This window comes from Paenibacillus sp. FSL W8-1187 (assembly GCF_037965485.1).
GTDB lineage: Bacteria > Bacillota > Bacilli > Paenibacillales > Paenibacillaceae > Paenibacillus_O > Paenibacillus_O pasadenensis.
Map to the genome: position 1 here is coordinate 2,422,497 of NZ_CP150181.1, position 25,434 is coordinate 2,447,930.

Sequence of the window (25,434 nt, forward strand, 5' to 3'; positions counted from 1 at the left end):
CACCCGTGATTTCAGTGAATGATTTCAAGACCGGCCTTACGATCGAAGTAGATACCGACATCTTCACCGTCATCGAGTTCCAGCACGTCAAGCCGGGCAAAGGCGCGGCGTTCGTCCGCTCCAAGCTGAAGAACCTGCGCAACGGCAACATCGTGGAGAAGACGTTCCGCGCCGGCGAGACGCTCGGCCGCGCCCATGTCGAGAACCGCGAAGTGCAGTACCTGTACAACAGCGGCTCCGAATATACGTTCATGGACAACGAGTCCTTCGACCAGTTCAACCTCGACAAGAAGCAGCTGGAGTGGGAGATCAACTTCCTCAAAGAAAACATGAACGTCAACATCGCCAGCTACAAGGGCGAGATCATCGGCATCACGATGCCGAACAGCGTCGAGCTCAAGGTCGCCGAGACCGAGCCGGGCGTCAAAGGCAACACGGCTCAAGGCGCGACGAAAAACGCGACGCTCGAGACCGGCTACACCGTCCAGGTGCCTCTGTTCATCAACGAAGGCGACCTGCTGCTGATCGATACGCGCGAAGGCCGCTACATCTCCCGCGCCTAAACGATTTTTCCGACCGTTCCGCTCCGCTTTGGCGGAGATCGGCTGCGGAAATTTTTTTGAGGCCGTCCGGCTTTCCGGACGGCTTTTTTGTTATTTTGGCGGCTCGAGCGGGAGCCTGCAGCAACCGGTGCGAATGCCAAGCTCCCATGAATTCTCTAGAAGATTCGCACCTCGAAAATTGTCGAATTTGATCGAAAAATCGCAGTCTTGATTTTTGTCAAGTCTAAACTTATGCTTGTTTTATAGTAGCAACAGTTGCTGGAATGACTTTTCAGCGCTGAAAGCGCTGTTATTCGCTGTCGCTCCCCGTGGGGGAGCGTGGATTGAAACAGGCCGGCGCTCTTTGCCACATCAGCGGCGATCGTGTCGCTCCCCGTGGGGGAGCGTGGATTGAAACTGAACTAGCCCTACCTGCCCCGCCGAAGGGTGGGTCGCTCCCCGTGGGGGAGCGTGGATTGAAACTACCTGGGGAAGCCTGCTGAAAAACGCCTATGGAGTCGCTCCCCGTGGGGGAGCGTGGATTGAAACCAAACATCGATGATGCTGCTGAACCTCGTCACGGTCGCTCCCCGTGGGGGAGCGTGGATTGAAACTTGCAACCGATAAAAACCGGTCGCTGTTATGCTGTTGTCGCTCCCCGTGGGGGAGCGTGGATTGAAACTGATCGACCAGCTTGCGGACGTAGCCGTGGACCAGCGTCGCTCCCCGTGGGGGAGCGTGGATTGAAACGCGTCCCCCCTCTCTCGTCCGTCATGCCATCTAGTCGCTCTCCGTGGGGGAGCGTGGATTGAAACCCATTGGGCGCCCCGTCCCGGCTTGCGCTTCCCGAAGTCGCTCCCCGTGGGGGAGCGTGGATTGAAACCTGCGTTGGTGAGTCCTCTGAACCTGTACTCCCTGTCGCTCCCCGTGGGGGAGCGTGGATTGAAACTCGACGTACTGAACAGCTTGGAAATCATTGATAGCGTTGCTCCCCGTGGGGGAGCGTGGATTGAAACGGCCGAGGCGTCGTTTTGCATTTTTCTCCACATTGTCGCTCCCCGTGGGGGAGCGTGGATTGAAACGCTGGGTTATCGTCAGTCGTTTCATGGCTTGTCCGTCGCTCCCCGTGGGGGAGCGTGGATTGAAACAAGAGCGACCTTGGCTCCTGCGACAAGATCAACCGTCGCTCCCCGTGGGGGAGCGTGGATTGAAACGCGGAGCAGCTGCGTGAGGAGATCCTGGGGCCGGGATCGTCGCTCCCCGCAGGGGAGCGTGGGTTGAAACATCCCCAAGTCCGCGAACGAGCTGCTGTACTCGGTCGCTCCCCGCAGGGGAGCATCATTTGAAACATCTACTCTGTAATGCGGGAGTGTGCTATAATCGATACTTGATTGCAACAGCTATAGGTGGGGAGTGAGACAGCGGTGTCGTTGATCGTAATGAAGTTCGGCGGCAGTTCGGTCGGCACGACGGAACGCATGCAGCGAGTAGCACAACGGATCGTGGAGAACAGGGATGCGGGCCATAAGGTCGTCGTGGTCGTATCGGCGATGGGAGATACGACGGACGATCTGATCGACCAGTCCAAACGGCTGAATCCGAATCCGCCGGCACGGGAGATGGACATGCTGCTGACGACGGGAGAGCAGATTTCGGTCGCTCTGCTGTCGATGACGATACATGCGATGGGCCGCAAGGCCGTATCGATGACGGGCTGGCAGGCGGGCATCCGCACGGAGCCGCTGCACGGCAAGGCGCGCATCACGGACATCCAGCCCGACCGCATCCATGCGGCGCTGGAGGAAGGCGGCATTGTGATCGTCGCTGGCTTCCAAGGGATGACGGAGCAAGGCGAGATCACGACGCTTGGACGAGGCGGATCCGACACGACGGCGGTCGCGCTCGCGGCGGCGATCGAGGCGGATGTGTGCGAGATCTTCACTGACGTGGACGGCATCTACTCGACCGATCCGCGCGTCGTAAAGAACGCGCGCAAGCTGCCGGAAATCTCGTACGACGAGATGCTGGAGCTGGCGCATCTAGGCGCAGCCGTGCTTCATCCGCGCGCGGTGGAGTACGCCAAGCACAACAACGTCAAGCTGGTCGTTCGCTCCAGCTTCACGCACAACGAAGGAACGACGGTCAAGGAGGAAGCGGTCATGGAACAAGGAATCGTAGTACGCGGAATCGCATTCGACAAGGATGTCGCCCGCATCAGCATTCTGGGCGTCGAGGACGTGCCGGGCGTGCTCGCCGGCGTCTTCGGCGCGCTGGCGGACGGCGGCATCGACGTCGACATGATCGTGCAGAGCGGCGTGCAGGACGGCAAGGCCGACTTCAGCTTCACCGTAGCCGGCGGCGACGCCGAGCAGGCGGTGTCGATCATCGCCGGCATCCGCTCGGAAGTTCCTTACCGCGAGACGACCTCCGAGACGGGTCTCGTCAAGGTTTCGATTGTCGGAGCGGGCATGGTCAGCAACCCGGGCGTCGCGGCCCGCATGTTCCGCGCCATCTCCGATCTCGGCGTCAGCATCAAGATGGTCAGCACGTCGGAAATCAAGACCTCCTGCGTCATCGCGGCCGAGCCGCTGCAGGACGTCGTGCGCGCCCTGCACACGACGTATGGCCTCGACACGGCGGAGCAGGTGTTCGTCGGCGGACCTTCGGAACGCCGCTAAGGCGGCGGAGCGTCTTGCTTAGCGGGCCGCAGGTCCGCCGCCAGAGCGGCGGAGCCGCTTTTGTCTATGGAATTATTCGCATCGATTAATTGAAATTAGTCCAGCCCTCTCCGAGAGGGGCTGGACTTTTTTTGTTCGGAGAACCTGACCGGCCCTAACGACGGGTCAGGCGCTTAGAAGCCTGTTTCCCCTTCTCAAATGAGCAACGACGGATCAGAAGCTTGGAAACATCGTCGTTGTCCCGCCGCCACACCCTCGCTTAGCACGCGCTTCCGCTAAGATTGTCCCGCTACGCCAAACCTGCCCGCCGCGCCAGTCTCTCTTCCCCCCGCCGCCTCGCGTTGTTCCGCGCGCCTTGCCTCCTTCGCCAGCCTTTTCCTTGCCCACCATCCAGCCCCTCCGATCGCCGAAGGACGGGCCATAATTCCGCCATCCGGCTCATAGACTGGACCAAGCCGTTACATCAATATAGCGGGTCGAAAGGGGGAACGGACTCATGTTGAACAAAGCTGTCGCCGCGATGGCATCCTTGCGCCTCGTCTCGGGCTCGATCGAGATCATGGCGGCGCTGCTCATGCTGCGCCTCAACCAGGTGGACAAGGCGCTCGCGGTCAACTCCGCGCTGGCGCTCGTCGGTCCGATCGTGCTGCTGACGACGACGGCGATCGGCCTCATCGGCCTGTCCGACAAGCTGTCGCCGTCGCGGATGCTGTGGATCGGGACAGGCGTCGCCTGCCTACTGATCGGCGTGCTCAAAAAATAGAGCCGCCGCTAGATTCGAAGGCATATTGCGGACAGGCGGGCATACATTTAATCATGCGGAAAGAGCCAAGCCCGGCTTGGACCCGGACGAATCCAGGGGAGGTGAAAGGATATGCTGACAGCCATCGGACATCTGCTGCCGCCGGAGCTGAAGGAGCGCATCGGAACGCTGCCCGAGGCGGTGCTGGACCAGCTGGAAGAAGTGCGGATCCGCGAGGACAGGCCGCTCGAGCTTGTCGCCGGCGGCCGCTCCGGCTTTCTTGGACGCGGCGGCGGCTGGACGGACGTTCCGCTGGAGGCGTTCCGGCCCGACGCGGCCTGCTGCCGCAAGCTGCTCGGCCAGCTGACCAACCACTCTCTCTATGCGATGGAGGAGGAGCTTCGCAAGGGCTACATTACGGTTGCCGGCGGCCATCGGGTCGGGCTGGCCGGCCGGACGGTGCTGGAGGGCGGCGAAGTGAAAGCGATCCGCGACATCGGCGCGTTCAACCTGCGGATCGCCCGCGAGACGGTCGGATCAGCCGAGCCGCTGGCGGAAAGCCTCGTCGACGCCGCGCGCCGCTCGCTGCACTCGACGCTGCTGATCGGGCCGCCGCGCACGGGCAAAACGACGCTGCTGCGCGATCTCGTGCGGATGGCGAGCGCCGGCAGCTGGCCGGGCGCGAGCCTGGCGGGCTGGCCGGGGAGAAGGGTCGCCGTCGTGGACGAGCGCTCCGAGATCGCGGCCTCAGTGCGGGGCATTCCTTCCTTCGACGTCGGTCCGCGCACCGACGTGATGGACGCCTGTCCGAAAGCTCAAGGCATGATGATGATGCTCCGCTCGATGTCGCCGGAGATCATCGCCGCGGACGAGATCGGCCGCCCGGAAGACGCGGCGGCGCTGCGGGAAGCGGCGCATGCCGGCGTAGCGGTGCTCGCCACCGCCCACGCCTCGAGTCTGGAAGAGGCGAGAGGCCGGCCGATCCTGCGCGAGCTGCTGGACGAAGGAGCGTTCGCCCGCGTCGTCGCGCTGAGCCGAGATCGGACCGGGTTCCGCATGCGGACGCATCGCTTGCCGGCAGCGGGAACGGCCTCGGATTCTGGCGCAGCGGCCGTGCTTGCCGGACCGCTGCTGCGGGGAGCGCCGACGGCCCGGGAGCCGACAGCGACGGGCAAAGGAGGGCGGAGCGGTGATTAAGGCGGCGGGCGCGGTGCTGGTGCTGATCGCCGGCACGCTCATCGGGTTCATGCAGGCGGCGCGCTTCGCCCGCCGTCCGAAGCAGCTGCGCGAGCTGGCGCACGGGCTGCAGCGGCTCGAGACGGAGATCGGCTACGGCTACACGCCGCTGCCCGAGGCGCTGCGCCGAGTCGCGTCGCAGACGAGCGAGCCGCTCGCCTCGATGCTGCTGTCTCCGGCCGATGCGATCGAGAGCGGCCGCAGCGCCGATTTCCAAGCCGGCTGGGAAGCCTCGATCCAAGCCTACGGGCCGAGAACGGCGCTGAAGGCGCCTGAGCTCGCCTCGCTCCGCCGGCTCGGCTCGATCCTCGGCATGAGCGATCGGGAGGACCAGCTCAAGCATCTGAAGCTGGCGCAGCAGCAGCTGCTCGCCGAGGAAAGCGGCGCCCGGGACGACCAGGCGCGGTACGAGAAGCTGTCCCGCGCGCTCGGCATCCTCCTTGCCGCGCTGGTCGTCATACTGATCGTTTAGGGGTGCCGATGACATGACAATGGATATAAGCGCCATCTTCCAGATCGCCGGCATCGGCATCATCGTAGCCATGATCCACACGGTGCTGAAGCAGATGGGCAAGGAAGACATGGCGCACTGGGTAACGCTGATCGGATTCGTCGTCGTGCTCTTCATGGTCGTGCGCATGCTGAACGACCTGTTCCAGGAGATCAAGACGATCTTCCTGTTCCAGTAGCGGCGGCGGGACGGGAGACGCTTATGGAAATGGTACAGATTGCAGGCATCGGGCTGCTCGCCGCGATCCTGGTGCTCGTCCTCAAGGAGCAGAAGCCGCTCTTCGCGTTCCTGCTTGCGATGTTCGCCGGCATCTTCATCTTCCTGCTCATGATCGGCCGCATCGAGGCGGTCATCGGCACGATGCAGCAGCTGGCAGAGCGCTCGGGCATCCCTTCGGTCTACCTCAAGACGATCCTGAAGATGATCGGCATCGCCTATATCGCGGAGTTCGCCGCCCAGATCATCCGGGATGCCGGAGCGGAAGGCGTGGCGTCCAAGGTCGAGTTCGCCGGCAAGGTGCTGATTCTCGTGCTCGCGGTGCCGATCATCAACGTCATCGTCGAGACGGTCGTCGGCCTGCTGCCGGCCGGGGGGTGAAAGGATGCGGTTCAAGCTGGCGCTGCTGTGGCTGCTGCTCGCCGCATGGGGTCTCGGCCTCGCGCCCGCCGCTTCGGCGCAGCCGCCGGACGGCGGAGACGGCAGCCGAACGGCGGCCGGCATCACGGAAGAGCTGGCGCGCGAGCAGGCGCAGAGCTACGGCACCGATGCGGTCGAGTCGTACTGGGACGATCTCGTCCGGCAGTACGGAGGCTATTTTCCGGAAGGCACGATGCCGAGCTTCCTCGAGATGGTCGCGCCGGGCGGACAAGGGCTGAAGGCGTCGGACGTGCTCAAGGGCCTGCTTGCGATGCTGACGCATGAGGTGCTCTACAACGGCAAGCTGCTCGTCTCGATCGTGCTGCTCGCGGTGTTCAGCTCGATCCTGCAGACGCTGCAGTCGGCGTTCGAGCGGCAGACGGTCAGCCAGGTCGCCTACGCGGTCGCCTACATGGTGCTGATCGTGCTGGCGGTGAACAGCTTCCACGTCGCCATCGGCTACGCCAAGGACGCGATCGAGACGATGATCCAGTTCATGATGGCGATGGTGCCGCTGCTCATGACGCTGATCGCCAGCTCCGGAGGCATCGCCACCGTGACGCTGCTGCATCCGGTCATCATCTTCATGGTCCATCTGGTCGGCACGCTCATCTACACGGTCGTCTTTCCGCTCCTGTTCTTCTCGGCCGTCCTCCACATCGCCAGCGCGATGTCGGACCGCTTCAAGGTGACGCAGCTGGCGAACATGCTGCGCACGATCGGAGCGGGGCTGCTTGGGGTCATGCTGACCGTCTTTCTCGGCGTCGTCTCGATCCAGGGGGCGACCGGCTCGATGACCGACGGAGTGACGCTGCGGACGGCGAAGTTCATCAGCGGCAGCTTCGTCCCGGTCGTCGGCAAGACGTTCTCCGACGCGGCCGACACGGTCATCTCGGCGTCGATGCTGGCGAAAAACGCGGTCGGGCTCGCAGGCGTCATCATCCTGCTGTTCATCAGCGCCTTCCCGGCGATCAAGATCCTCGTGCTCGCCGTCATCTACAACGCCTGCGGAGCGGTGCTCCAGCCGCTCGGAGCGAGCCCGATCACGACCTGCCTGAGCACGATCGGCAAGACGATGCTCTATGTGTTCGGCGCGCTGGCGGCGGTGAGCCTGATGTTCTTCCTCGCGGTCACGATCCTGCTCACCGCCGGCAACGCCGCGATCATGATGCGATGAGGCGGAACCGCGGCGAGAGGAGAGGAGGAGGAGCGGCATGCTGGACTGGCTGAGCTCCTGGCTGAAAGACGTCGTCGCAGTCGTCCTGCTGGCTGCCCTCGTCGACCTGCTGCTGCCGAACCAGCGGATGCAGCGCTATGCGCGGCTCGTCACCGGCCTGATTGTGCTGCTCGTCATCCTGACGCCGCTGCTGCGCCTCGTGCAGGGCGATTTCCAGACCCGGCTCGAGACCGGCTACCGCGAATGGAACCGCGAGCTGGAGCGCTCCCAGGTGAAGATGCCTTCGCTGGACGAGATTCTGCGGCAAGCCGAGATCGCAGCCGGCCGCTCCGGCGAGCAGGCGGTCGCTTTGGCCCGGACCCAGCTTGAGATGGGCATTCGGGAAGCGGTCGAGCGGGAGACGGGGGCGGCGGTCAAGGAAGTCGCGGCCGCAGTCTCCTGGGACGGGCAAGGCGGCGGGGAGATCCGCAGCGTGAACGTGCTGCTGGCGGCTGCGCCGAGCGGCGAGGTCCTGCCGGCAGAAGCGGCCGCGGCAGACGATGCCTCCGCCGGAGAAGCTTCGATCGAGCCGGTGAAGCCGGTCGAGCCGGTCGAGGTGCGCTTGTCGGAGCCGGAGGCGCGTGAGGCGATGGCCGGCATGGGGGAGGCCTCGCCGAGAAAGGCGGACGCGCGGCTGGCGAGCCGGATCCGCCAGATCGTGAGCGGGTCCTGGCCGATCGGAGCGGCGCAGGTGAGCGTAGAGCTGGAGCCGGCGGACGGCAGCTGAAGGGAGGGGAGGCCTTTTGGCCAATTGGTGGGAAAAGCTGCGGCAGGCGGCTGCCGGAGGAGCCGAAGGGCCGAGCCGCATCAAGTCGCTGCGCTGGCTGCTCGTGCTCGGGGGGATCGGCGTGCTGCTCATTCTGGCCGGCAACGTCCTGAACTTCCGGGATGTCGGCACGCTGCCGAGCGGCGACGCGGCCCCGCCGCCGGCAGCGGAGGATCAGGCGGCGCTCGGCGGCCGCGTGCAGTCGCCGGGCACGGACTTCGGCGGCATCGAGGCGCCGCTGGAAGCGCGGCTCAAGGATATTTTGGAGAAGATCGTCGGCGTCGGCGAGGTCGACGTGCTGGTCACGGTCGACTCCACCGAGGAGAACGTCTGGGGCAAGGACGACAATACGTCGCAGCAGGTGACGGACGAGACCGACAAGTCAGGCGGAAAGCGTCATGTGACGCAGATGACGAGCAGCGGCAAGATCGTCATGTACGAGGTGTCCGGCGAGCAGAAGCCGGTCGTTACCAAGATCGTCAAGCCGAAGGTCCGGGGGGTGCTGGTCGTCGCGAACGGGGCGGAGAACGCCACCGTCAGGAGGATCATCGCTGAGGCGGTCGAGCGCGGCATGGACGTGCCGCTCTCGGCGATCTCGATCGTGCCTCGCAAGACGGGCTGAAGCGGGGCGGCGGCAAGCGCAAGCGAGCGGGAAAAGCGGTAAACCAATCCAAGGAGGGATATGAACGATGAATTCCAAACGTCAAACGATCTGGCTGGTGTCGATGCTTAGCCTGATGGTCGTGCTGTCCGCTTATTATCTGTTCACGGAGGATGCGGGTACGAAAGGCTTGGCCGATACGGCCCAGACGCAGGCGGGAGCGGCCGAGGTGTCGCAGACGGACGGCATCGAAGTGCAGCAGGTGACGGGCGACGGCGCGCTGGACGCTGAAGCGGCCGCGGAAGCGGCGGAGACGGCGGAGTCGGCGGAGTCGGCAGAGCCAGGCAAGGACGCGGCGGGCGCAGACAAGGAGACCGCTGCGGACGGCGGGCTGTCGCCGGAGGATCAGGCGGTGCTGCAGCAGTATGAGTCGAGCGGCTCCTCCAGCCAGTTCACGGAACTCGGCCTCCGCTCGCAGGAGCGGGTCAACGCGGAATACGACAAGATCATGCAGAAGATTTCCGACGTCAAGAGCGACAGCGAGACGTCCGCCAAGGCCGTCACGGAGCTGGAGGGCTTCGAGGAGCGCCAGAGCAAGCTGACGGAGCTGCGCGGCCAGCTGGAGAAGGAGTTCAAGAACGTCGTCATCGACGAGAACGGCGATGCGGTCAAGGTCGTCGTCCAAAGCCAGAAGCTGGAGCGCAGCCAGGCGGCCGCGATCATCTCTACGGTCAGCGCGGCGCTCGACGTGAACGCGGGCGACGTGCTCGTGCAGTACCTGCCGTAGGCGGCAAACGAGGGGCTTTCCGGGCGATCCGGAAAGCCCCTTTTCGGCTGCTCGCAGGCCGGGCGGCGTCCCGAAGAGGAGGTTCGTTCCCGAGTTTGGCAGAATGACTCGTCCTCGGAGGGGCCATGTGCTATAATACACTACGTCATGGCCCCGGATGCGCTGCAAGGCCCCTGGCCATGGCCGCGCTTGGGCATGAGTGAGTACGCCTTTCAAGCTGCAATCGTCGAAGGAGTGAATCGCATTGTTCAAACTTAATGAAATCAAAGAGCTGATCAAGCTGATCGACCAGACTTCCGTGCACGAGTTCGAGATCGAGAACGAAGGAACGAAGCTTGCGATCCGCAAGCCGGGCAAGGCCGAAACCGTCTTCGTGCAAGGTGCGCCGGCGATCTCTACATATACGGCTCCGGCAGCCGAGCCTGCGGCTTCCGTCGCGGCTGCTGCGCCGGCTTCCGCCGCTCCTGCGGCTTCGGCCGCGCCGAAGGAGAACCTGCACCAGATCGTATCGCCGATGGTCGGCACGTTTTATGCCGCCTCCACGCCGGACAGCCCTCCGTACGTCTCGCCGGGCAGCAAGGTGACGGAGAAGAGCGTCGTCTGCATTCTCGAGGCGATGAAGCTGATGAACGAGCTCGAGGCCGAAGTCCGCGGCGAGATCGTGGAAGTGCTCGTGCAGAACGGCCAGCTGGTGGAATACGGCCAGCCGCTGTTCACGGTTCGTCCCGAATAAGCATGGTGCGTGAGGAGGAGACAAGCGCGTTGAAATTCCAAAAAATCCTGATCGCCAACCGCGGCGAAATCGCCGTGCGGATCATCCGGGCGTGCCGCGAGCTCGGCATCTCGACCGTCGCCGTCTATTCCGAGGCGGACCGGGACTCGCTGCATGTGCGCCTCGCCGACGAGGCCTACTGCATCGGGCCGACGCTGTCCAAGGACAGCTACCTGAACCTGACGAACATCATGAGCGTGGCGACGCTCACCGAATGCGACGCCATCCATCCGGGCTACGGCTTCCTCGCCGAAAACGCCGACTTCGCGGAGATCTGCGAATCCTGCAACATCACCTTCATCGGACCGTCCCCGTCGGCGATCAGCCGCATGGGCGACAAGGCGATGGCCAAGCAGACGATGAAGGACGCGCGCGTGCCGGTCATTCCCGGCTCCGACGGCATCATCGAGGATCTGGACGAAGCGGTGCGCATCGCGCGAGGCATCGGCTATCCGGTCATCATCAAGGCGACGGCCGGAGGCGGAGGCAAGGGCATCCGCATCGCCGAGAACGAGGAGGCGCTCGTGCAGCAGATCACGACGGCGCAGCAGGAAGCCCAAAAGGCGTTCGGCAACGCCGGCGTCTATCTGGAGAAATACTTGACGGGCATGAAGCATGTCGAGATCCAGATCATGGCCGACCGCCACGGCAACGCCGTGCATCTGTTCGAGCGGGACTGCTCCGTGCAGCGCCGCCGCCAGAAGCTGGTCGAGGAGGCGCCTTGTCCGGTGCTCAGCCCCGAGCTGCGCGAGCGGATGGGCGAGGCGGCGGTTCGCGCCGCGCTGGCCGTCGAGTATTGCGGCGCCGGCACGCTGGAATTCCTGCTCGGTCCCGACGGCCAGTTCTACTTCATGGAGATGAATACCCGGATCCAGGTCGAGCATCCGGTGACGGAGATGATTACCGGCATCGACCTCATCAAGGAAATGATCTCGGTCTGCGAGGGCAATCCGCTGTCCTTCCGCCAGGAGGAGCTGCAGATCGACGGCGTGTCGATCGAATGCCGCATCAATGCCGAGGACTCCGAGCGCAACTTCATGCCGTCGCCCGGCAAGATCGGCTTCTACCTGCCGCCTGGCGGCATCGGCGTCCGCGTCGACAGCTCGGCTTATCCGGGCTATACGATCTCGCCTCACTATGACTCGATGATCGCCAAGCTGATCGTATGGGCTCCGACCCGCGCCGAAGCGGTGAACCGCATGAAGCGCGCTTTGTCCGAGTTCGCGATCGAGGGCATCAAGACGACGATTCCGTTCCATCTCAAGCTGCTGGAGCATCCGATTTTCCTGGGCGGCCGCTTCGACATCAAGTTCCTCGAGGAGCATGATGTGAACAAGCCTTACGGCGACGAATCCGTGTCGGGCTGATCCGTTTGTCATAAAACTCGCCCAATGTTATAGTATAGGAATATGAAATCGGATGAGCCCCCGGCGTGCATCGGGGGACACCTACTCAACACGGAGGTGCGCCTAAGGATGAGCATCATGGCAGCAGACTACGAAAAGACGGATATCGGCACGATCCAGATCGCGCCGGAAGTCATCGAGGTCATCGCGGGACTGGCGACGATCGAGGTCGGCGGCGTAGCCGGAATGAGCGGAGGGCTGGCCGGCGGCATCGCCGAGCTGCTCGGCCGCAAGAACCTTTCCAAAGGCGTGAAGGTCGAGGTCGGCCATCGCGAGGCGGCCGTCGACGTGTCCATCATCGTCGAATACGGCAACCCGATTCCGGAGATCGCATCCGAAATCCAGCGCAACGTCAAGAAATCGATCGAGATGATGACCGGGCTGATCGTCGTCGAAGTGAACGTACATATCCATGACGTCTACTTCAAGGCCGGCGAGCGCATCGAAGAGGAAGACGCGGCGCTCCGAGTCAAATAAGCCAAACACCATCACCCCCTTGTGATTGGGCTGCCGCTCGGCGCAAGGGGGTTTATTCCGCTTTATGGGAGGTCAACTCGTCTTGAGCCGAATCGTGGACAGATTGCTCTTGTTTTTGTACAGCCTTGCGGCCGGCATCATCGCCATCATCGTCATCATCGCCAGCGCCGGCGGCATTCACCGGGAGGATGCAAGCGCGTTCTTAGCCGAATGGTACGACTCCGGCAGCGCGGTCCATCTGGCCATGCTGATCGGCGCCGTCCTGCTGCTGCTGCTCAGCCTGCGGATGTTCTACGTCGCCGTCCGGGTCAAGGGCGCCGCGTCGTCCTCGATCGACCAGCGCAACGATTTCGGCGATATCCGCATCTCGATGGATACGGTCGAGAGCCTCGTGCTGAAGGCGGCCGGCCGCCAGCGCGGCGTCAAGGATCTGAAGACCCGCATCACTACCGCCGAGGCGGGACTTGATATCGCCGTACGCGCGGTCGTGGACGGCGAGACGTCGATTCCCCAGCTGACGGAGGAGATCCAGCGGGCGGTCAAGGACCACGTGGAAGAGATTACGGGCATTCCCGTCGCGGCCGTGTCGGTGTTCGTCGCCAACGTCATTTCTTCCCCGTCCTTCAAGAGCCGCGTAGAATAGGAGGCCTGCAGCGATGTGGAGAGATTGGTGGGACGGATACGGCGGCAGGATCGTCGGCGTCGGCGCGGCGCTTTTTCTGGCGATCGTTTTCCTCGTATCCGGTTTTTGGGACATGCTCTTCGTCGGCCTGATCTTATGGGTCGGCTATGCGGCTGGCCAGCGCAAGGATACCGGCGGCGAGCCGCTCGTCCCGTGGCGGCGGATCGCCGCTTGGGTCGAGCAACGCTTCGGGCGGTATCGCTGATTCTGTGGTCTCCTCCGTACTTCGGACCTGCCGCGCGACTCGCGCGGCTGTTCGGAGCAGGGAGGAGATCATAGGTTTTTTTTACGACTAAATCAAGCTAAGCTCAGGAGGCATTATGAAACGAAGGTTGGCGCGTGAGATAGCGGTACAGAGCCTGTACCAAATGGAAATGAACGAGGTGTCGGCGGAAGAGGCGGTAGCGATGCTGCTCGCCGAGGCGCGGGAGGAGAACGAGGCCGGAGCCGGGAAGCTGGATGCCGGCGAGACGGGAGAGTTCGCCAAGGAGCTCGTGCACGGCGTGCTGGAGCGCAAATCGGCCATCGACGAGATGCTGCAGCAGTATTTGACCGGCTGGCAGGTGGACCGCCTGTCCAAGGTGGACCATCAGGTGCTGCGTCTGGCATGCTACGAGCTCGTGTTCCGCACCGACGTTCCGCCCAAGGCGGTCGTGAACGAGGCGATCGAGCTGTCCAAGCGCTTCGGCACGGACGAGTCGGGCAAGTTCGTCAACGGCGTGCTCGGCCGCCTCATCGCCGAGCTGGACAAGCTCAAGGCCAACTGACGCAAGCTCTAGATTCGAGGGGAGAGATCGGGATGAGCGCAAAGGTGATCGACGGCAAGCGCATCGCGCAGGAAATTCGGGAGGAGATCCGTCTGGAGACGGCGCGGCTGAAGGAGCGGGGCATCGTGCCCGGCCTGGCGGTCGTGCTCGTCGGCGGAGACCCGGCATCGGCTGTCTACGTCGGCAGCAAGGAGAAGACATGCAAGGAGATGGGCTTCCACTCCGAAGTCCACCGCCTGCCGGAGGAGACGACGGAGGAGCAGCTGCTGGCGCTCGTCTCCGATCTGAACCGGAACGAAGCGGTGCACGGCATCCTCGTGCAGCTGCCGCTGCCGAAGCATATCCATGAAAAGGCGGTCATCGACGCGATCGCCGTCGAGAAGGACGTCGACGGCTTCAGCCCGCAAAGCACCGGCAACCTCGTCATCGGCGACGAAAGCCTGCTGCCCTGCACGCCTGCCGGCATCATCGAGCTGATCCGGCGCGCGGGCGTCGATCCCGCCGGCAAGCATGCCGTCGTCATCGGCCGCAGCAACATCGTCGGCAAGCCGGTCGCGATGCTGCTGCTGCGCGAGAACGCGACGGTCACCATCTGCCATTCCCGCACCGACAATATGGAGGCGATCGCTTCCCAGGCCGACATCCTCGTCGTCGCCATCGGCAAGCCCAAAGCGATCGGCCGCCGCTATGTCAAGCCGGGAGCGGTCGTCATCGACGTCGGCGTCAACCGGCTGGAGACCGGCAAGCTCGCCGGCGACGTCGATTACGACGATTGCCTGGACGTCGCCGGCGCGATCACGCCGGTGCCGGGCGGCGTCGGCCCGATGACGATCGCGATGCTGATGCAGAACACGCTCAAGGCGGCGAAGCGGAAAGCGGGCGTGTAGCCCGTGACGGATACGCCGAGGATCTATTCGGTCAAGGAGCTGACCCGATACATCAAGATGAAGCTGGAGGGAGACCGCCTGCTCGGGGACGTCTGGATCCGGGGCGAGATCTCGAACTTCACGCATCATTCCAGCGGCCATATGTACTTCACGATCAAGGACAAGGACAGCCGCCTCAAATGCATCATGTTCGCCAGCCACAACCAGCGGCTGCCGTTCCGTCCGCGCGAAGGCGCGAAGGTCATCGCGCGCGGCAACATCTCCGTCTACGAACGGGACGGAAACTATCAGTTCTACTGCATCTCCATGCAGCCGGATGGACTCGGCAGCCTGTATCTCGCCTACGAGCAGCTCAAGGCCAAGCTCGAGGAGGAAGGGCTGTTCGCGGAGTCGCGCAAGCGGGAGCTGCCCCGTCATCCGTCGGTCGTCGGCGTCGTCACGTCGCCGACCGGAGCGGCGGTGCGCGACATCATCACGACGCTGCAGAGACGCTATCCGGCCGCGGCGATCCTCGTCTATCCCGCCGTCGTGCAAGGCGCCGGAGCCGCGCCGTCGATCGTCAAGGGCATCGAGGCGATGAACCGGCACGGCCGCGCGGACGTGCTCATCGTCGGCCGCGGCGGCGGCTCGCTGGAGGAGCTGTGGGCGTTCAACGAGGAGACGGTGGCGCGCGCGATCGCCGCTTCGGCGATTCCGGTCATATCGGCTGTCGGCCACGAGACCGATTTTACGATCGCTGACTTCGCGGCTGACCGGAGGGCGGCGACGCCGACGGCCGCCGCCGAGCTCGCGGCTCCCCATATCGGGGAGATCGGCGAATCGCTCCGGCGGCTGGAGCAGCGTCTGCATGCCGCGATGGAGCGGACGCTGGACAGCCGCAGGCAGCGGCTGCAGAGGGCGCGCCGCTCTCCTTATTTTGTCCATCCGAGGCGTTATCTGCTGGATCAGGCGCAGCGGCTGGACCGGCTGACGCAGCGGCTCGAGGAGCTGGCTCGGCGACTGCCGGAGCGCTCGGGCCAGCGGCTGGAGCGGCTGGAGCGGAGGTTGCAGAGCCAGTCGCCTTCCAGCCGCGCCGCTTTTGCCGGGCGGGACCTGAGGCAGCTGGACGAGCGGCTCGCCAAAGCGGCGCGAGGCGCCGTCAAGGACGCTCGCCAGCGGATCCTCTCCTCGGTGCGGCAGCTCGACGCGCTCAGTCCGCTCAAGGTCATGGCGCGCGGCTACAGTCTCGTATATGAAGATAGCAACGATAAGCTGGTCCGCTCCGTAAAGGATCTGGAGCCAGGCGATCTGATCCAGGTGCGGCTGCCGGACGGACGTGCCGAATGCCATGTGTGGGCGATCAAGGAGGATGAGCAGGAATGAGCGATAGCAAGCAGGATCAGGCGCTGAGCTTCGAGCAGGCGATGGAAAAGCTGGAAGGCATCGTCGGTCGTCTAGAGAGCGGGGACGTCCCGCTGGAGACGGCGATCGAGCTGTTCCAGGAGGGCATGGAGCTTTCCCGCCTGTGCGGCGGCAAGCTGGAGCAGGTCGAGCGCCGCATCGAGACGCTGCTGGAACGAGGCGCGGGCCTTGCGACCGAGCCTTTCGACGCGCTGCCGGACGATCGGGGAGAAGCCCGATGAGCGCGCAGCCGATGCTGGCAGATTATTTGGCGACGAATGCGGCCCTCATCGAGGCGGAGCTGAAGCGGTCGCTGCCCGAAGCATGGGCCGTGCCGCCGCGCCTGCGGGAGTCGATGGACTACTCCTTGTCGGCGGGAGGCAAGCGGCTCCGTCCGGTGCTCGTGCTGGCCGCCGCCGAGGCGGCCCGAGGCGGGGAGGCGGATCGCGAGGCGGCGCTGCGCGTCGCTTGCGCGGTGGAGATGATCCACACGTACTCGCTCATCCACGACGACCTGCCCGCGATGGACAATGACGATTACCGCCGCGGCAAGCCGACAAACCATAAGGTGTTCGGTGAAGCGATGGCGATCCTTGCCGGCGACGGGCTGCTGACGCATGCGTTCCACATGGCGTCCTCGGCGCGCCGCTTCGGCGCGGACACGGCCGTCGTGCTCGACATCGTCGAGGACCTGTCGCGGCTGTCCGGCCCGGCCGGCATGGTCGGCGGCCAGGCGGCCGACATGCAGGGCGAGCAAGGCGCGACGACGCTGCCCGAGCTCCAATATATCCATGAGCACAAGACGAGCGATCTGGTCATCTTCTCCGTCACCGCCGGCGCTCGGCTCGGAGGAGCCAGCTCGGAGCAGCTGGCCCGGCTGGAGCAGTTCGGCCGCAAGCTCGGCCTCGCGTTCCAGATCCAGGACGACATCCTCGACCTGATCGGCGACGAGAGCAAGCTCGGCAAAAAGACGAACAGCGACACCGCCGCAGGGAAAGTGACGTATCCTTACCTCGTCGGAATGGACGAGAGCCGCAGGCTGCTCGGACAGTTCACCGCCGAAGCGAAGCAGGCTCTGCTCGAGGCGAGGCTTCCCAAGCCGGAGCGCCTCGCGGAGCTGGCCGACTACCTGATGAATCGCGACCGCTGAGGCGGGCATGAGGTTTCATGTCGCTTCGTATGGTATAATGGTGAATAATGTGTATTGACGGGACGGCGGGCGATCCGCCCGCCGCTCACGAAAGCGAGGAACCTATCGTGCTGCTCGACAAACTAAACGGACCCGAAGATCTGAAAGGCCTGTCCGTGCCGGAGCTGGAACAGCTCGCAAGCGAGATCCGGGAGTTCCTGGTCCAAAAGCTCTCCGTGACGGGCGGACATCTGGCGCCGAATCTCGGCGTCGTGGAGCTGACGCTGGCGCTGCACTTCCTGTTCGACAGCCCGACGGACAAATTCATCTTTGACGTCGGCCACCAGTCCTACGTGCACAAGATCCTTACCGGCCGCAAGGACCGCTTCGATACGCTGCGCCAGCAAGGCGGCCTATGCGGCTTCATCAAGCGGAGCGAAAGCGATCATGACGTCTGGGAGGCTGGCCACAGCAGCACGTCGCTGTCGGCCGCCATGGGCATGGCGATGGCGCGCGACTTCAGAGGCGGGACCAACAAGGTCGTCGCGGTCATCGGCGACGGCGCCCTGACCGGAGGCATGGCGCTGGAGGCGCTCAACCATATCGGCCACGAGAAGCGCGACATGATCGTCGTCCTGAACGACAACGAGATGTCGATCGCGCCGAACGTCGGCGCGATGCATCAGTATCTCGGCCGCATCCGCACCGACCGCCATTACCAAAAGGCCAAGGAGGATCTTCAGTCGCTGCTGCAGAAGGTGCCGGCGATCGGGGGCAAGCTGGCCAAGACGGCGGAGCGGTTCAAGGACAGCCTCAAGTATCTGCTCGTCAGCGGCATCCTTTTCGAGCAGTTCGGCCTGCATTACATCGGACCGGTCGACGGACACGACCTCGAAGGGCTGCTCGAGACGCTGCAGCAGGCGTCGAACGTGCAAGGGCCGGTGCTCGTGCATGTCGTCACGGTCAAGGGGAAAGGCTACAAGCCGGCGGAGGCCGATTCGTTCAAATGGCATGGTGCCTCGCCATACAAGATCGAATCGGGCCAGATGCTGAAGGCGGTCGGTCCGCCGATGTACACGGACGTCTTCGGCGACGCGCTGATCGAGCTGGCCGAGCGCGACGAGCGCATCGTCGCCGTCACGCCGGCGATGCCCGCCGGCTCCGGCCTGATGAAGTTCGCCGCGCGCTTCCCCGGCCGCATGATCGACGTCGGCATCGCGGAGCAGCATGCCGCCACGATGTCCGCCGCGCTCGCGATGGACGGCATGAAGCCGGTCTACGCCGTCTACTCGACGTTCCTGCAGCGGGCGTACGACCAAGTCGTCCACGACATCTGCCGGCATAACGCCAACGTCATCTTCGCCATCGACCGGGCCGGCTTCGTCGGACCGGACGGAGAGACGCATCACGGGGTGTTCGACATTCCGTACCTGCGCCATATTCCGAACATCGTCCTGATGATGCCGAAGGACGAGAACGAGCTGCGCAACATGATGCAGACGGCCGTCGACTACAACGACGGACCGATCGCTGTGCGCTATCCCCGCATCAGCGGCAGGGGCGTCGAGCTCGATCCGGCGATGACGCCGATCCCGATCGGGACATGGGAAATCGTCCGGCCGGGAGACGCGGCGGCCGTCCTGGCGGTCGGCCCGATGGTCGAGGTCGCCGAGCAGGCGGCGGAGCTGCTTCGCCGCGACGGACTGTCGCTGCGTGTCGTCAACGCCCGCTTCATCAAGCCGCTCGACGGAGCGATGCTGGATGAGCTGGCCGACGAAGGCTTGCCGCTCATCGTCATGGAGGAAGGAGCGGTCATGGGCGGGCTCGGAAGCGCCGTCCAGGAGCATTTCGCCTTGACGGGCCGCTCGGGGGTCCGCGTCAGCCTGATCGGCATTCCCGACGAGTTCGTCGAGCATGCCTCCATCCAGGAGCAGCGCGAAGCCTGCGGCTTGACCGCGCAGCGGCTGGCGGCCGAGGTGCTGGCCGTGCAGCCGAGGCGCAAGCGCGCCACCAACCAGCATTCATGAACCCTTGTATGGCCTGCGGCGATCCGGCTGCAGGCCATTCTACGGTTATAAGGAGCGAACCGGAAGTGACGACCAAAGAACGAATCGACCTATTGCTCGTGGAGCTCGGCTATTACCCCAGCCGCGAGAAGGCGAAGGCCGCGCTCATGGCCGGCCTCGTGCTCGTGGACAACGAGCCGGTAGACAAAAGCGGAACGAAGGTGAGGCGCGACTCCGAGATCAAGGTCAAGGGAAGCCTCCATCCGTACGTCAGCCGAGGCGGGCTGAAGCTGGAGAAGGCGATCCGCGAGTTCGGCATCGCGATGGACGGACGGGTCATGCTCGACATCGGGGCTTCGACGGGAGGCTTCACCGACTGCGCCCTCCAGCACGGAGCCGCTTATGTGTACGCCATCGACGTCGGCTACAACCAGCTCGACTGGTCGCTGCGCCAGCATCCGCATGTGAAGGTGATGGAGCGGGTGAATTTCCGGTACATCCGTCCGGAGGATCTGTCCGGCCCGGCGCCGGACTGCGCCTCGATCGACGTCAGCTTCATCTCGCTCAAGCTGATCCTGCCGGCGCTCGCTCCGCTGCTGCCCCAAGGCGGCGAAGTCGCCGGCCTCATCAAGCCGCAGTTCGAGGCGGGGCGCGAAAAGGTCGGAAAAGCCGGCATCGTGCGCGATCCGGCCGTCCATCTGGAGGTGCTGCAGGCCGTATGCGGCGAGGCCGCAGCGGCCGGATTCAAGCTTGATGGCCTCACGTTCTCGCCGATCACCGGGGGCGAGGGCAACATCGAGTTCCTCGCGCATTGGGTGCGCGAGGACGGCGCGGCAGTTCCGGACGGAGAGCTGCTGGAGAGAATCGTGACCGAGGCTTCGGCTCATTTCCATTCCGGCAAATAATTCCGTCCCCCTCTTTACAAGCAAACGCATGTTCTGCTATTCTGAATTCAGCAAACAAATGTTCGGACTTCTCTCCAGCTCCGCCGGAAGGAAATCCGCCGTCGAAAAGCGAATGTTACCCTCACCATGAAGCGGGAGGGATCGCTTGGACCGGCTGGTGATGGTAATCTCGGCGCTGTTGATCGTGTATTGGGCCTACCGGGCCTTCTACAACTGGCTTCATGAGCCCAAGGGACTGAAGCGGCTCGTGCTCGGCCGCGGAGAGATATTGGCCCCGGACGACCCGCATGTGCTTTTTCTCGAATCGCACGGATACGAGGTCGTCTCGGGCAAGCATCGCGTTCCGCTCGTCGTCGACCTGGACGGGCAGGAGCTGGCGAGCCGCCTGTATGTGGATTACGTGGCGATCCGCGACGGCGACATGTATGCCGTCAAGCTCATGCGCGAGCGTCAGCCGCTGGACTGGACAGGCAGCGGCTTGCGGGACCGGCTCCTCGTCTTCCACCTCCTGCTTCCGGAGCTGGAGGGCATACTGGTGATCGACACCGAGGAGAATAGGATCAGGACGGTTAAATTCGAGGTAAACGAAGTACCGAAAAAGAAGGAGGCCTGAAGCATGAAAGGACTACGCCATGTCAAGATCCGCGAGATCATCGGACGGCATGTCATCGAGACGCAGGACGAGCTTGTGGAAGCTCTGCGCACCGCCGGGCTGCAGGTGACCCAGGCGACCGTGTCGCGCGACATCAAGGAGCTGCAGCTGATCAAGATTCCGTCCGAGGATGGCCGCTACAAATATTCCTTGCCGCAGGAGCAGCGCTTCATCCCGGTGAACAAGCTCAAGCGCGCGATGCTCGACAACTTCCTGCATGTCGACCAGGCGGAAAACCTCGTCGTCATGAAGTGCCTGCCGGGCACGGCCAACGCGATCGCCTCGCTCGTCGACGGCATGGAATGGCCGGAGATCATGGGCACGATCAGCGGGGACGACACCTTGCTGCTGATTTGCCGCAAGAAGGAGCACGGCAGCAAGATCGTCGAGCAGCTGCTCGCCATGATGAACTGATTTCATATCCATTCGGATCAAAGGAGTGTTTTTATGCTTCGCGAACTGTCCATTCGAAATCTTGCCGTCATCGAAGAAGTGACCGTCGGCTTCCACGACGGCTTCCATGTGCTGACTGGGGAGACCGGCGCCGGAAAATCCATTCTGATCGATGCGCTCATCCTGCTCATCGGCGGGAGGGGATCGTCCGACATGGTCCGTTACGGATGCGACAAAGCGGAGATGGAGGCCTCCTTTGAGCTGGGATCCGCCCATCCGGTCTGGCATGTGCTGCAGCGGCTCGGGCTTAAAGGCAGCTCCGAGGATCTGCTGACGGTCCGGAGGGAGCTGTCCGCTCAGGGCAAGAGCTCATGCCGGATCAACGGCTCCATCGCCAACCTGACGATGCTGCGCGAAATCGGCGAATGCCTCGTGAACGTCCATGGACAGCACGAGCATCAGTCGCTACTGCGGACCGAGCAGCATCTGGAATGGCTAGACCTGTTCGCCGGGGAGCAGGTGGCGGAGCTGAAGCGGGCTTACCAAGCGGCGTTCTTCCGGTACGGGGAGCTTCGCTCCTCGTTGAAGAGCTTGATGGAGGGCAGCCGCCAAAATATGCAGATGCTCGACCTGTACAAGTTCCAGCTGGAGGAGATCCGTTCGGCCGCGCTCCGCAAGGACGAATGGGAGCAGCTCCAGCAAGAGAAGGAGACGCTGGCGCATGCGGACAAGATCATGTCGCATGCGGCCGGCGCTTACGGACTGCTGCATGACAGCGGGGCGCTGGAGTCGATGGCTGCCGCCATCGCCAAGCTGGAGGAGATCGCCCCTTATCAGCCGACGCTGCTTGAGCCGCTCGTGGAGCAGATCAAGGGCGCGTATTTCCAAGCGGAGGATGCGGTCCATCAGCTCCGCGGCTATCAGGAAGGCATCCAATCCGATCCGGAGCGTCTAGCCAGCATCGAGGACCGGATCACGCTGCTGAAAGGGCTTCGCCGCAAATATGGGGACACCTTGCCGGATATTATGGCCTATTACAAAAAAATCAAGCATGAAGCGAGCCTGATCGAAAATCGCGACGATCATATTCGCGAGCTCAAAGCCGCGCTGAAGGAAGCGTATGCGGAAGCGGCAGAGCTGGCCGAGCGGCTGTCGGCAAGACGAAAGCAAGCCGGAGAGCTGCTGTCCGTCTCCGTCGAGTCCCAGCTCAAGGATCTCGGCATGGGACGTACGCAGTTCAGAGCCCATGTGGACGCCCAGCCTGCGGAGGAATCCTACAAGCTGACGCTGCATGGCATCGACGAAGCCGGATTCCTGCTCGCTCCGAACCCGGGCGAGCCGCTCAAGCCGCTCAGCAAGATCGCCTCCGGCGGCGAGATGTCGCGCATCATGCTTGCGCTCAAGAGCATCTTCGCCGAGATCGATCAGGTGCCCGTGCTTATCTTCGACGAGGTCGATACCGGCGTCAGCGGACGCGCCGCTCAAGCGATAGCGGAAAAGTTGTCGCAATTATCCGGCAAATGCCAGGTATTCTCCATTACGCATCTGCCGCAGGTGGCCTGCATGGCCGATTACCATTATGAGATCAGCAAGCATGTCGTCCACGACCGGACCTCCACCTCGGTCAAGGAGCTCACCGACCGGGAGCGGATCGAGGAGCTGGCGCGGATGCTCGGCGGCGTCGAAGTGACGGACAAGACGAGGCATCATGCACAGGAAATGCTTGTGCTGGCAGATCGCCAAAAAGGAGCCTGAGTCAGGCTTTCAGGGAAGGTTTTGATGGACATAAATCGGGGGGGCGGGGGTACCTTATAGGTACGCAAATGGCGAGACCAATCGTCAAGCGATGGAACTACAGGGAGCGTGAGATCATGAACGCCAACCAGCGCAAGCGGTGGTTCGGATTAGTTCTCGTATTCTTCGTTTGCATGATCGGCATCTCCAGTCCGTTCCAAAATTATGCCTCCTTCCCGAATGAACTGCGTTTATTCTCCGGGCAAATGAAACGGCTGGACTATCATATGCCTGTCCATGCGGACATGACGGTGGATTCCTCCATCCTTCATGTCAACGGCAAAGCGGAGCATCGCCAGTTGCTGGATCTAAAAAAGCCGATATCCCTTGAACCGCGACAAACCGGGCAAGCCGTCCTGTCTTTGAAGCTGTTCGGCAAGATTCCATTCAAGACCGTTCATGTCGATGTCGTCCCTGATCTCAAAGTCATCCCCGGCGGACAAACGATCGGAGTCAAGGTCAAGTCTGCAGGCGTTCTTGTCGTCGGCCATCATCTTGTAGGAGAAAAAGGCGATGCCAAAGTCTCGCCCGGCGAGCAAGCCGGCCTCCGTCTCGGCGATCTGATCGTCGAAATCGACGGCCGCAAGGTGCGGGAAGTCAAGGAAATCGCTCGCTACACCGAGATTGCAGGCTCCCGCGACCGTCCCCTGAAGCTGACGGTAAAGCGTTCCGGGAAGCTTTTGAACGTCAAGCTCAAGCCTTCCTATGACAAGGAAGACAGCGCGTGGAGGATCGGATTGTATATCCGCGATTCCGCCGCAGGCGTAGGGACACTGACGTTCTACGCGCCGGATCAAGGCGTATACGGAGCTCTCGGGCATGTCATCACCGACCTGGATACGGGCACGGCGATCGAAGTCGGCGACGGGCAAATCCTGGAGTCGAATGTAACGTCGATCAACAAAAGCCAAAACGGCGAGCCTGGCGAAAAGCGAGCCACCTTCGTCAACGAAAGCCATGTGCTCGGCAATATCGAACGGAATACTCCGTTCGGCATCTTTGGAAAAATGGAGCAGAAGCCCGGTCACGGCTATCAGGCCGAGGCGGTGCCGGTCGCTTTTTCGGAGGAAGTCCATGAAGGGCCGGCCGAGATCCTCACGGTGCTGAACGGTCAAAAGGTCGAACGGTTCAACGTCGAAATCAGCCACGTCAGCAAGCAGAAGCAGCCCGCGACAAAAGGCATGGTCATCAAAGTGACCGATCCGAAGCTTCTGGAGAAAACCGGAGGCATCGTGCAAGGCATGTCGGGCAGTCCGATTTTGCAGGATGGCAAGCTGATCGGAGCTGTGACGCATGTTTTCGTCAACGATCCTTCATCCGGTTATGGCTGTTTCATCGAGTGGATGCTGCATGATGCCGGCATTATTCTTCGTACGGCGAACAAAGATCTCAAGGCTGCTTAAAGCCTTGAGATCTTTGTTGGTTTTTATCGAATTTTATCGGATAAGATCGGGAAATGGAGTAAAATAATTATTATACCGAATTGAGAATCAAAAAGAAAGAAAAATAATATTCGACAGAAGGAAATCCCTTGGGGGTGTCGAAACGATAGTACAAGCAAAAAACAGACCATCCCAACGTGATGAAGGAGGACCAACCTTGCCAAAGATTGAGGTACTGCTGGCCGATGATAACCGTGAATTTACGAACCTGCTGTCCGAATACATAACGGAGCAGGAGGATATGGAAGTAACGGGCATCGCTTATAACGGCGAAGAAGTGCTGCGTCTGCTGAAGGAAACGGACCGCATCCCCGACGTGCTTATACTGGACATCATCATGCCTCATCTCGATGGGCTGGGCGTGCTGGAGAAGCTGCGTGAAAGCGGGCTCAATCCGATGCCGAAAATCATCATGCTGACCGCTTTCGGTCAAGAGAACATCACGCAAAAAGCCGTTCAGCTCGGCGCTTCGTACTATATCCTGAAGCCGTTCGACATGGAGATGCTGGCCAATCGCGTCCGCCAGCTCGTCGGCAACCAGGCGGTTGTGGCGACATCGAGCTCCGGCGCCTTCTCCTCCGCTTCGTCGATGATCAAGTCGAATGTCGTTCCGATCGCCAAAGGCAAAAACCTTGACGCGAACATTACGAGCATCATTCATGAAATCGGCGTTCCCGCCCATATCAAAGGCTACCAGTATTTGCGCGAAGCAATTACGATGGTGTACAACAACATCGAAATTCTTGGCGCCATCACCAAAACGCTTTATCCGGCAATCGCCGAAAAGTTCAAAACGACGCCATCGCGCGTCGAACGCGCGATCCGCCACGCGATCGAGGTCGCCTGGACGCGCGGCAACATCGACTCGATCAGCCATCTGTTCGGCTATACGATCAACATCAGCAAATCCAAGCCGACCAACTCGGAATTCATCGCGATGGTCGCCGACAAGCTGCGCATCGAGCATAAGGTGAGCTGAGCGGGGATGCCGCGGCGAGGGGAATAAAAAAAAGACCGTTGGGCCGAT

Annotated in this window: 28 protein-coding genes and 1 CRISPR repeat array; all 28 genes read left to right on the forward strand. The window is 62.7% G+C overall.

The window, feature by feature from the left end; genetic code table 11:
• The first annotated feature begins 5 nt into the window (after nt 1–5).
• The 28 genes from efp to spo0A all read left to right on the forward strand — a co-directional run bounded on the left by efp (nt 6) and on the right by spo0A (nt 25,386).
• A complete protein-coding gene (efp, locus tag NYE40_RS10310; protein ID WP_028599869.1) occupies nt 6–563 on the forward strand; it encodes an elongation factor P in 558 nt (185 codons plus the stop codon).
• Nucleotides 564–861: 298 nt separating this feature from the next.
• Nucleotides 862–1,891: direct repeats of the CRISPR family, unit length 32 nt; unit sequence GTCGCTCCCCGTGGGGGAGCGTGGATTGAAAC.
• Between the two features lie 75 nt (nt 1,892–1,966).
• On the forward strand, nt 1,967–3,220 hold the full coding sequence (locus NYE40_RS10315; RefSeq protein ID WP_028599868.1) for an aspartate kinase: 1,254 nt from the start codon (nt 1,967–1,969) through the stop codon (nt 3,218–3,220).
• A 496-nt stretch (nt 3,221–3,716) separates the two neighbouring features.
• Nucleotides 3,717–3,983, forward strand: a complete 267-nt coding sequence (locus NYE40_RS10320; RefSeq protein ID WP_028599866.1) for a YqhV family protein — start codon at nt 3,717–3,719, stop codon at nt 3,981–3,983.
• Nucleotides 3,984–4,094: 111 nt separating this feature from the next.
• Nucleotides 4,095–5,159: a stage III sporulation protein AA gene (spoIIIAA, locus tag NYE40_RS10325; RefSeq protein WP_084137434.1), complete on the forward strand. Its 1,065-nt coding sequence runs from the start codon at nt 4,095–4,097 to the stop codon at nt 5,157–5,159.
• Entirely contained in the window at nt 5,152–5,670 is a 519-nt protein-coding gene (gene spoIIIAB, locus NYE40_RS10330; protein ID WP_028599865.1) for a stage III sporulation protein SpoIIIAB, read from the forward strand. Before spoIIIAA ends, spoIIIAB begins: the two co-directional genes overlap by 8 nt.
• 13 nt (nt 5,671–5,683) lie before the next feature.
• Complete coding sequence (gene spoIIIAC / locus NYE40_RS10335; RefSeq protein ID WP_028599864.1) at nt 5,684–5,887, forward strand: stage III sporulation protein AC; 204 nt, start codon at nt 5,684–5,686, stop codon at nt 5,885–5,887.
• 23 nt (nt 5,888–5,910) lie between these two features.
• Nucleotides 5,911–6,306, forward strand: a complete 396-nt coding sequence (gene spoIIIAD, locus NYE40_RS10340) for a stage III sporulation protein AD (protein WP_028599863.1) — start codon at nt 5,911–5,913, stop codon at nt 6,304–6,306.
• 4 nt (nt 6,307–6,310) lie between these two features.
• Nucleotides 6,311–7,522 carry a stage III sporulation protein AE gene (gene spoIIIAE, locus NYE40_RS10345; protein ID WP_052333436.1) on the forward strand — a complete coding sequence of 404 codons (1,212 nt, stop codon included), beginning with the start codon at nt 6,311–6,313 and terminating at the stop codon, nt 7,520–7,522.
• A 37-nt stretch (nt 7,523–7,559) separates the two neighbouring features.
• Entirely contained in the window at nt 7,560–8,288 is a 729-nt protein-coding gene (gene spoIIIAF / locus NYE40_RS10350) for a stage III sporulation protein AF (protein WP_339279870.1), read from the forward strand.
• Nucleotides 8,289–8,304: 16 nt separating this feature from the next.
• Complete coding sequence (gene spoIIIAG / locus NYE40_RS10355; protein WP_028599861.1) at nt 8,305–8,949, forward strand: stage III sporulation protein AG; 645 nt, start codon at nt 8,305–8,307, stop codon at nt 8,947–8,949.
• Nucleotides 8,950–9,016: 67 nt separating this feature from the next.
• Nucleotides 9,017–9,715: a SpoIIIAH-like family protein gene (locus tag NYE40_RS10360; RefSeq protein ID WP_101809010.1), complete on the forward strand. Its 699-nt coding sequence runs from the start codon at nt 9,017–9,019 to the stop codon at nt 9,713–9,715.
• 244 nt (nt 9,716–9,959) lie between these two features.
• On the forward strand, nt 9,960–10,448 hold the full coding sequence (gene accB, locus NYE40_RS10365; protein ID WP_028599859.1) for an acetyl-CoA carboxylase biotin carboxyl carrier protein: 489 nt from the start codon (nt 9,960–9,962) through the stop codon (nt 10,446–10,448).
• Between the two features lie 29 nt (nt 10,449–10,477).
• The gene (accC, locus tag NYE40_RS10370) at nt 10,478–11,854 is read left to right on the forward strand and encodes an acetyl-CoA carboxylase biotin carboxylase subunit (RefSeq protein ID WP_028599858.1); all 1,377 of its coding nucleotides are present in this window, start codon (nt 10,478–10,480) and stop codon (nt 11,852–11,854) included.
• A 108-nt stretch (nt 11,855–11,962) separates the two neighbouring features.
• The gene (locus NYE40_RS10375; protein ID WP_028599857.1) at nt 11,963–12,370 is read left to right on the forward strand and encodes an Asp23/Gls24 family envelope stress response protein; all 408 of its coding nucleotides are present in this window, start codon (nt 11,963–11,965) and stop codon (nt 12,368–12,370) included.
• 82 nt (nt 12,371–12,452) lie between these two features.
• Nucleotides 12,453–13,013, forward strand: coding sequence for an alkaline shock response membrane anchor protein AmaP (amaP, locus tag NYE40_RS10380; protein WP_028599856.1), 561 nt, complete (start codon nt 12,453–12,455; stop codon nt 13,011–13,013).
• Nucleotides 13,014–13,026: 13 nt separating this feature from the next.
• The gene (locus NYE40_RS10385; RefSeq protein WP_028599855.1) at nt 13,027–13,257 is read left to right on the forward strand and encodes a DUF2273 domain-containing protein; all 231 of its coding nucleotides are present in this window, start codon (nt 13,027–13,029) and stop codon (nt 13,255–13,257) included.
• Between the two features lie 115 nt (nt 13,258–13,372).
• Nucleotides 13,373–13,819, forward strand: coding sequence for a transcription antitermination factor NusB (nusB, locus tag NYE40_RS10390; RefSeq protein WP_028599854.1), 447 nt, complete (start codon nt 13,373–13,375; stop codon nt 13,817–13,819).
• A 32-nt stretch (nt 13,820–13,851) separates the two neighbouring features.
• On the forward strand, nt 13,852–14,706 hold the full coding sequence (gene folD / locus NYE40_RS10395; RefSeq protein WP_028599853.1) for a bifunctional methylenetetrahydrofolate dehydrogenase/methenyltetrahydrofolate cyclohydrolase FolD: 855 nt from the start codon (nt 13,852–13,854) through the stop codon (nt 14,704–14,706).
• A 3-nt stretch (nt 14,707–14,709) separates the two neighbouring features.
• Nucleotides 14,710–16,068, forward strand: a complete 1,359-nt coding sequence (xseA, locus tag NYE40_RS10400) for an exodeoxyribonuclease VII large subunit (RefSeq protein WP_028599852.1) — start codon at nt 14,710–14,712, stop codon at nt 16,066–16,068.
• Nucleotides 16,065–16,328: an exodeoxyribonuclease VII small subunit gene (gene xseB / locus NYE40_RS10405; RefSeq protein ID WP_028599851.1), complete on the forward strand. Its 264-nt coding sequence runs from the start codon at nt 16,065–16,067 to the stop codon at nt 16,326–16,328. Before xseA ends, xseB begins: the two co-directional genes overlap by 4 nt.
• A complete protein-coding gene (locus tag NYE40_RS10410; RefSeq protein WP_028599850.1) occupies nt 16,325–17,236 on the forward strand; it encodes a polyprenyl synthetase family protein in 912 nt (303 codons plus the stop codon). Before xseB ends, NYE40_RS10410 begins: the two co-directional genes overlap by 4 nt.
• A gap of 107 nt (nt 17,237–17,343) precedes the next feature.
• Nucleotides 17,344–19,242, forward strand: a complete 1,899-nt coding sequence (dxs, locus tag NYE40_RS10415) for a 1-deoxy-D-xylulose-5-phosphate synthase (protein WP_028599849.1) — start codon at nt 17,344–17,346, stop codon at nt 19,240–19,242.
• 8 nt (nt 19,243–19,250) lie between these two features.
• Nucleotides 19,251–20,126, forward strand: a complete 876-nt coding sequence (locus tag NYE40_RS10420) for a TlyA family RNA methyltransferase (protein WP_052333434.1) — start codon at nt 19,251–19,253, stop codon at nt 20,124–20,126.
• A 145-nt stretch (nt 20,127–20,271) separates the two neighbouring features.
• Nucleotides 20,272–20,739, forward strand: coding sequence for a hypothetical protein (locus tag NYE40_RS10425; protein ID WP_028599847.1), 468 nt, complete (start codon nt 20,272–20,274; stop codon nt 20,737–20,739).
• Between the two features lie 3 nt (nt 20,740–20,742).
• Nucleotides 20,743–21,192, forward strand: coding sequence for a transcriptional regulator ArgR (gene argR, locus NYE40_RS10430; protein ID WP_028599846.1), 450 nt, complete (start codon nt 20,743–20,745; stop codon nt 21,190–21,192).
• A 33-nt stretch (nt 21,193–21,225) separates the two neighbouring features.
• Nucleotides 21,226–22,926 carry a DNA repair protein RecN gene (recN, locus tag NYE40_RS10435; RefSeq protein WP_028599845.1) on the forward strand — a complete coding sequence of 567 codons (1,701 nt, stop codon included), beginning with the start codon at nt 21,226–21,228 and terminating at the stop codon, nt 22,924–22,926.
• A gap of 116 nt (nt 22,927–23,042) precedes the next feature.
• On the forward strand, nt 23,043–24,368 hold the full coding sequence (spoIVB, locus tag NYE40_RS10440) for a SpoIVB peptidase (RefSeq protein ID WP_028599844.1): 1,326 nt from the start codon (nt 23,043–23,045) through the stop codon (nt 24,366–24,368).
• A 196-nt stretch (nt 24,369–24,564) separates the two neighbouring features.
• Nucleotides 24,565–25,386 carry a sporulation transcription factor Spo0A gene (spo0A, locus tag NYE40_RS10445; RefSeq protein ID WP_101809011.1) on the forward strand — a complete coding sequence of 274 codons (822 nt, stop codon included), beginning with the start codon at nt 24,565–24,567 and terminating at the stop codon, nt 25,384–25,386.
• Nucleotides 25,387–25,434 lie beyond the last annotated feature (48 nt).

Excerpts from the sequence above, each read along its gene's own strand:
- NYE40_RS10320 (WP_028599866.1), top strand. The coding sequence starts at position 3,717 with ATGTTGAACAAAGCTGTCGCCGCGATGGCATCCTTGCGCCTCGTCTCG.
- spoIIIAA (WP_084137434.1), top strand. The coding sequence starts at position 4,095 with ATGCTGACAGCCATCGGACATCTGCTGCCGCCGGAGCTGAAGGAGCGC.
- spoIIIAC (WP_028599864.1), top strand. The coding sequence starts at position 5,684 with ATGACAATGGATATAAGCGCCATCTTCCAGATCGCCGGCATCGGCATC.
- spoIIIAD (WP_028599863.1), top strand. The coding sequence starts at position 5,911 with ATGGAAATGGTACAGATTGCAGGCATCGGGCTGCTCGCCGCGATCCTG.
- spoIIIAE (WP_052333436.1), top strand. The coding sequence starts at position 6,311 with ATGCGGTTCAAGCTGGCGCTGCTGTGGCTGCTGCTCGCCGCATGGGGT.
- spoIIIAF (WP_339279870.1), top strand. The coding sequence starts at position 7,560 with ATGCTGGACTGGCTGAGCTCCTGGCTGAAAGACGTCGTCGCAGTCGTC.
- NYE40_RS10360 (WP_101809010.1), top strand. The coding sequence starts at position 9,017 with ATGAATTCCAAACGTCAAACGATCTGGCTGGTGTCGATGCTTAGCCTG.
- NYE40_RS10375 (WP_028599857.1), top strand. The coding sequence starts at position 11,963 with ATGAGCATCATGGCAGCAGACTACGAAAAGACGGATATCGGCACGATC.
- NYE40_RS10385 (WP_028599855.1), top strand. The coding sequence starts at position 13,027 with ATGTGGAGAGATTGGTGGGACGGATACGGCGGCAGGATCGTCGGCGTC.
- nusB (WP_028599854.1), top strand. The coding sequence starts at position 13,373 with ATGAAACGAAGGTTGGCGCGTGAGATAGCGGTACAGAGCCTGTACCAA.
- folD (WP_028599853.1), top strand. The coding sequence starts at position 13,852 with ATGAGCGCAAAGGTGATCGACGGCAAGCGCATCGCGCAGGAAATTCGG.
- xseB (WP_028599851.1), top strand. The coding sequence starts at position 16,065 with ATGAGCGATAGCAAGCAGGATCAGGCGCTGAGCTTCGAGCAGGCGATG.
- NYE40_RS10410 (WP_028599850.1), top strand. The coding sequence starts at position 16,325 with ATGAGCGCGCAGCCGATGCTGGCAGATTATTTGGCGACGAATGCGGCC.
- NYE40_RS10420 (WP_052333434.1), top strand. The coding sequence starts at position 19,251 with ATGGCCTGCGGCGATCCGGCTGCAGGCCATTCTACGGTTATAAGGAGC.
- argR (WP_028599846.1), top strand. The coding sequence starts at position 20,743 with ATGAAAGGACTACGCCATGTCAAGATCCGCGAGATCATCGGACGGCAT.
- recN (WP_028599845.1), top strand. The coding sequence starts at position 21,226 with ATGCTTCGCGAACTGTCCATTCGAAATCTTGCCGTCATCGAAGAAGTG.
- spoIVB (WP_028599844.1), top strand. The coding sequence starts at position 23,043 with ATGAACGCCAACCAGCGCAAGCGGTGGTTCGGATTAGTTCTCGTATTC.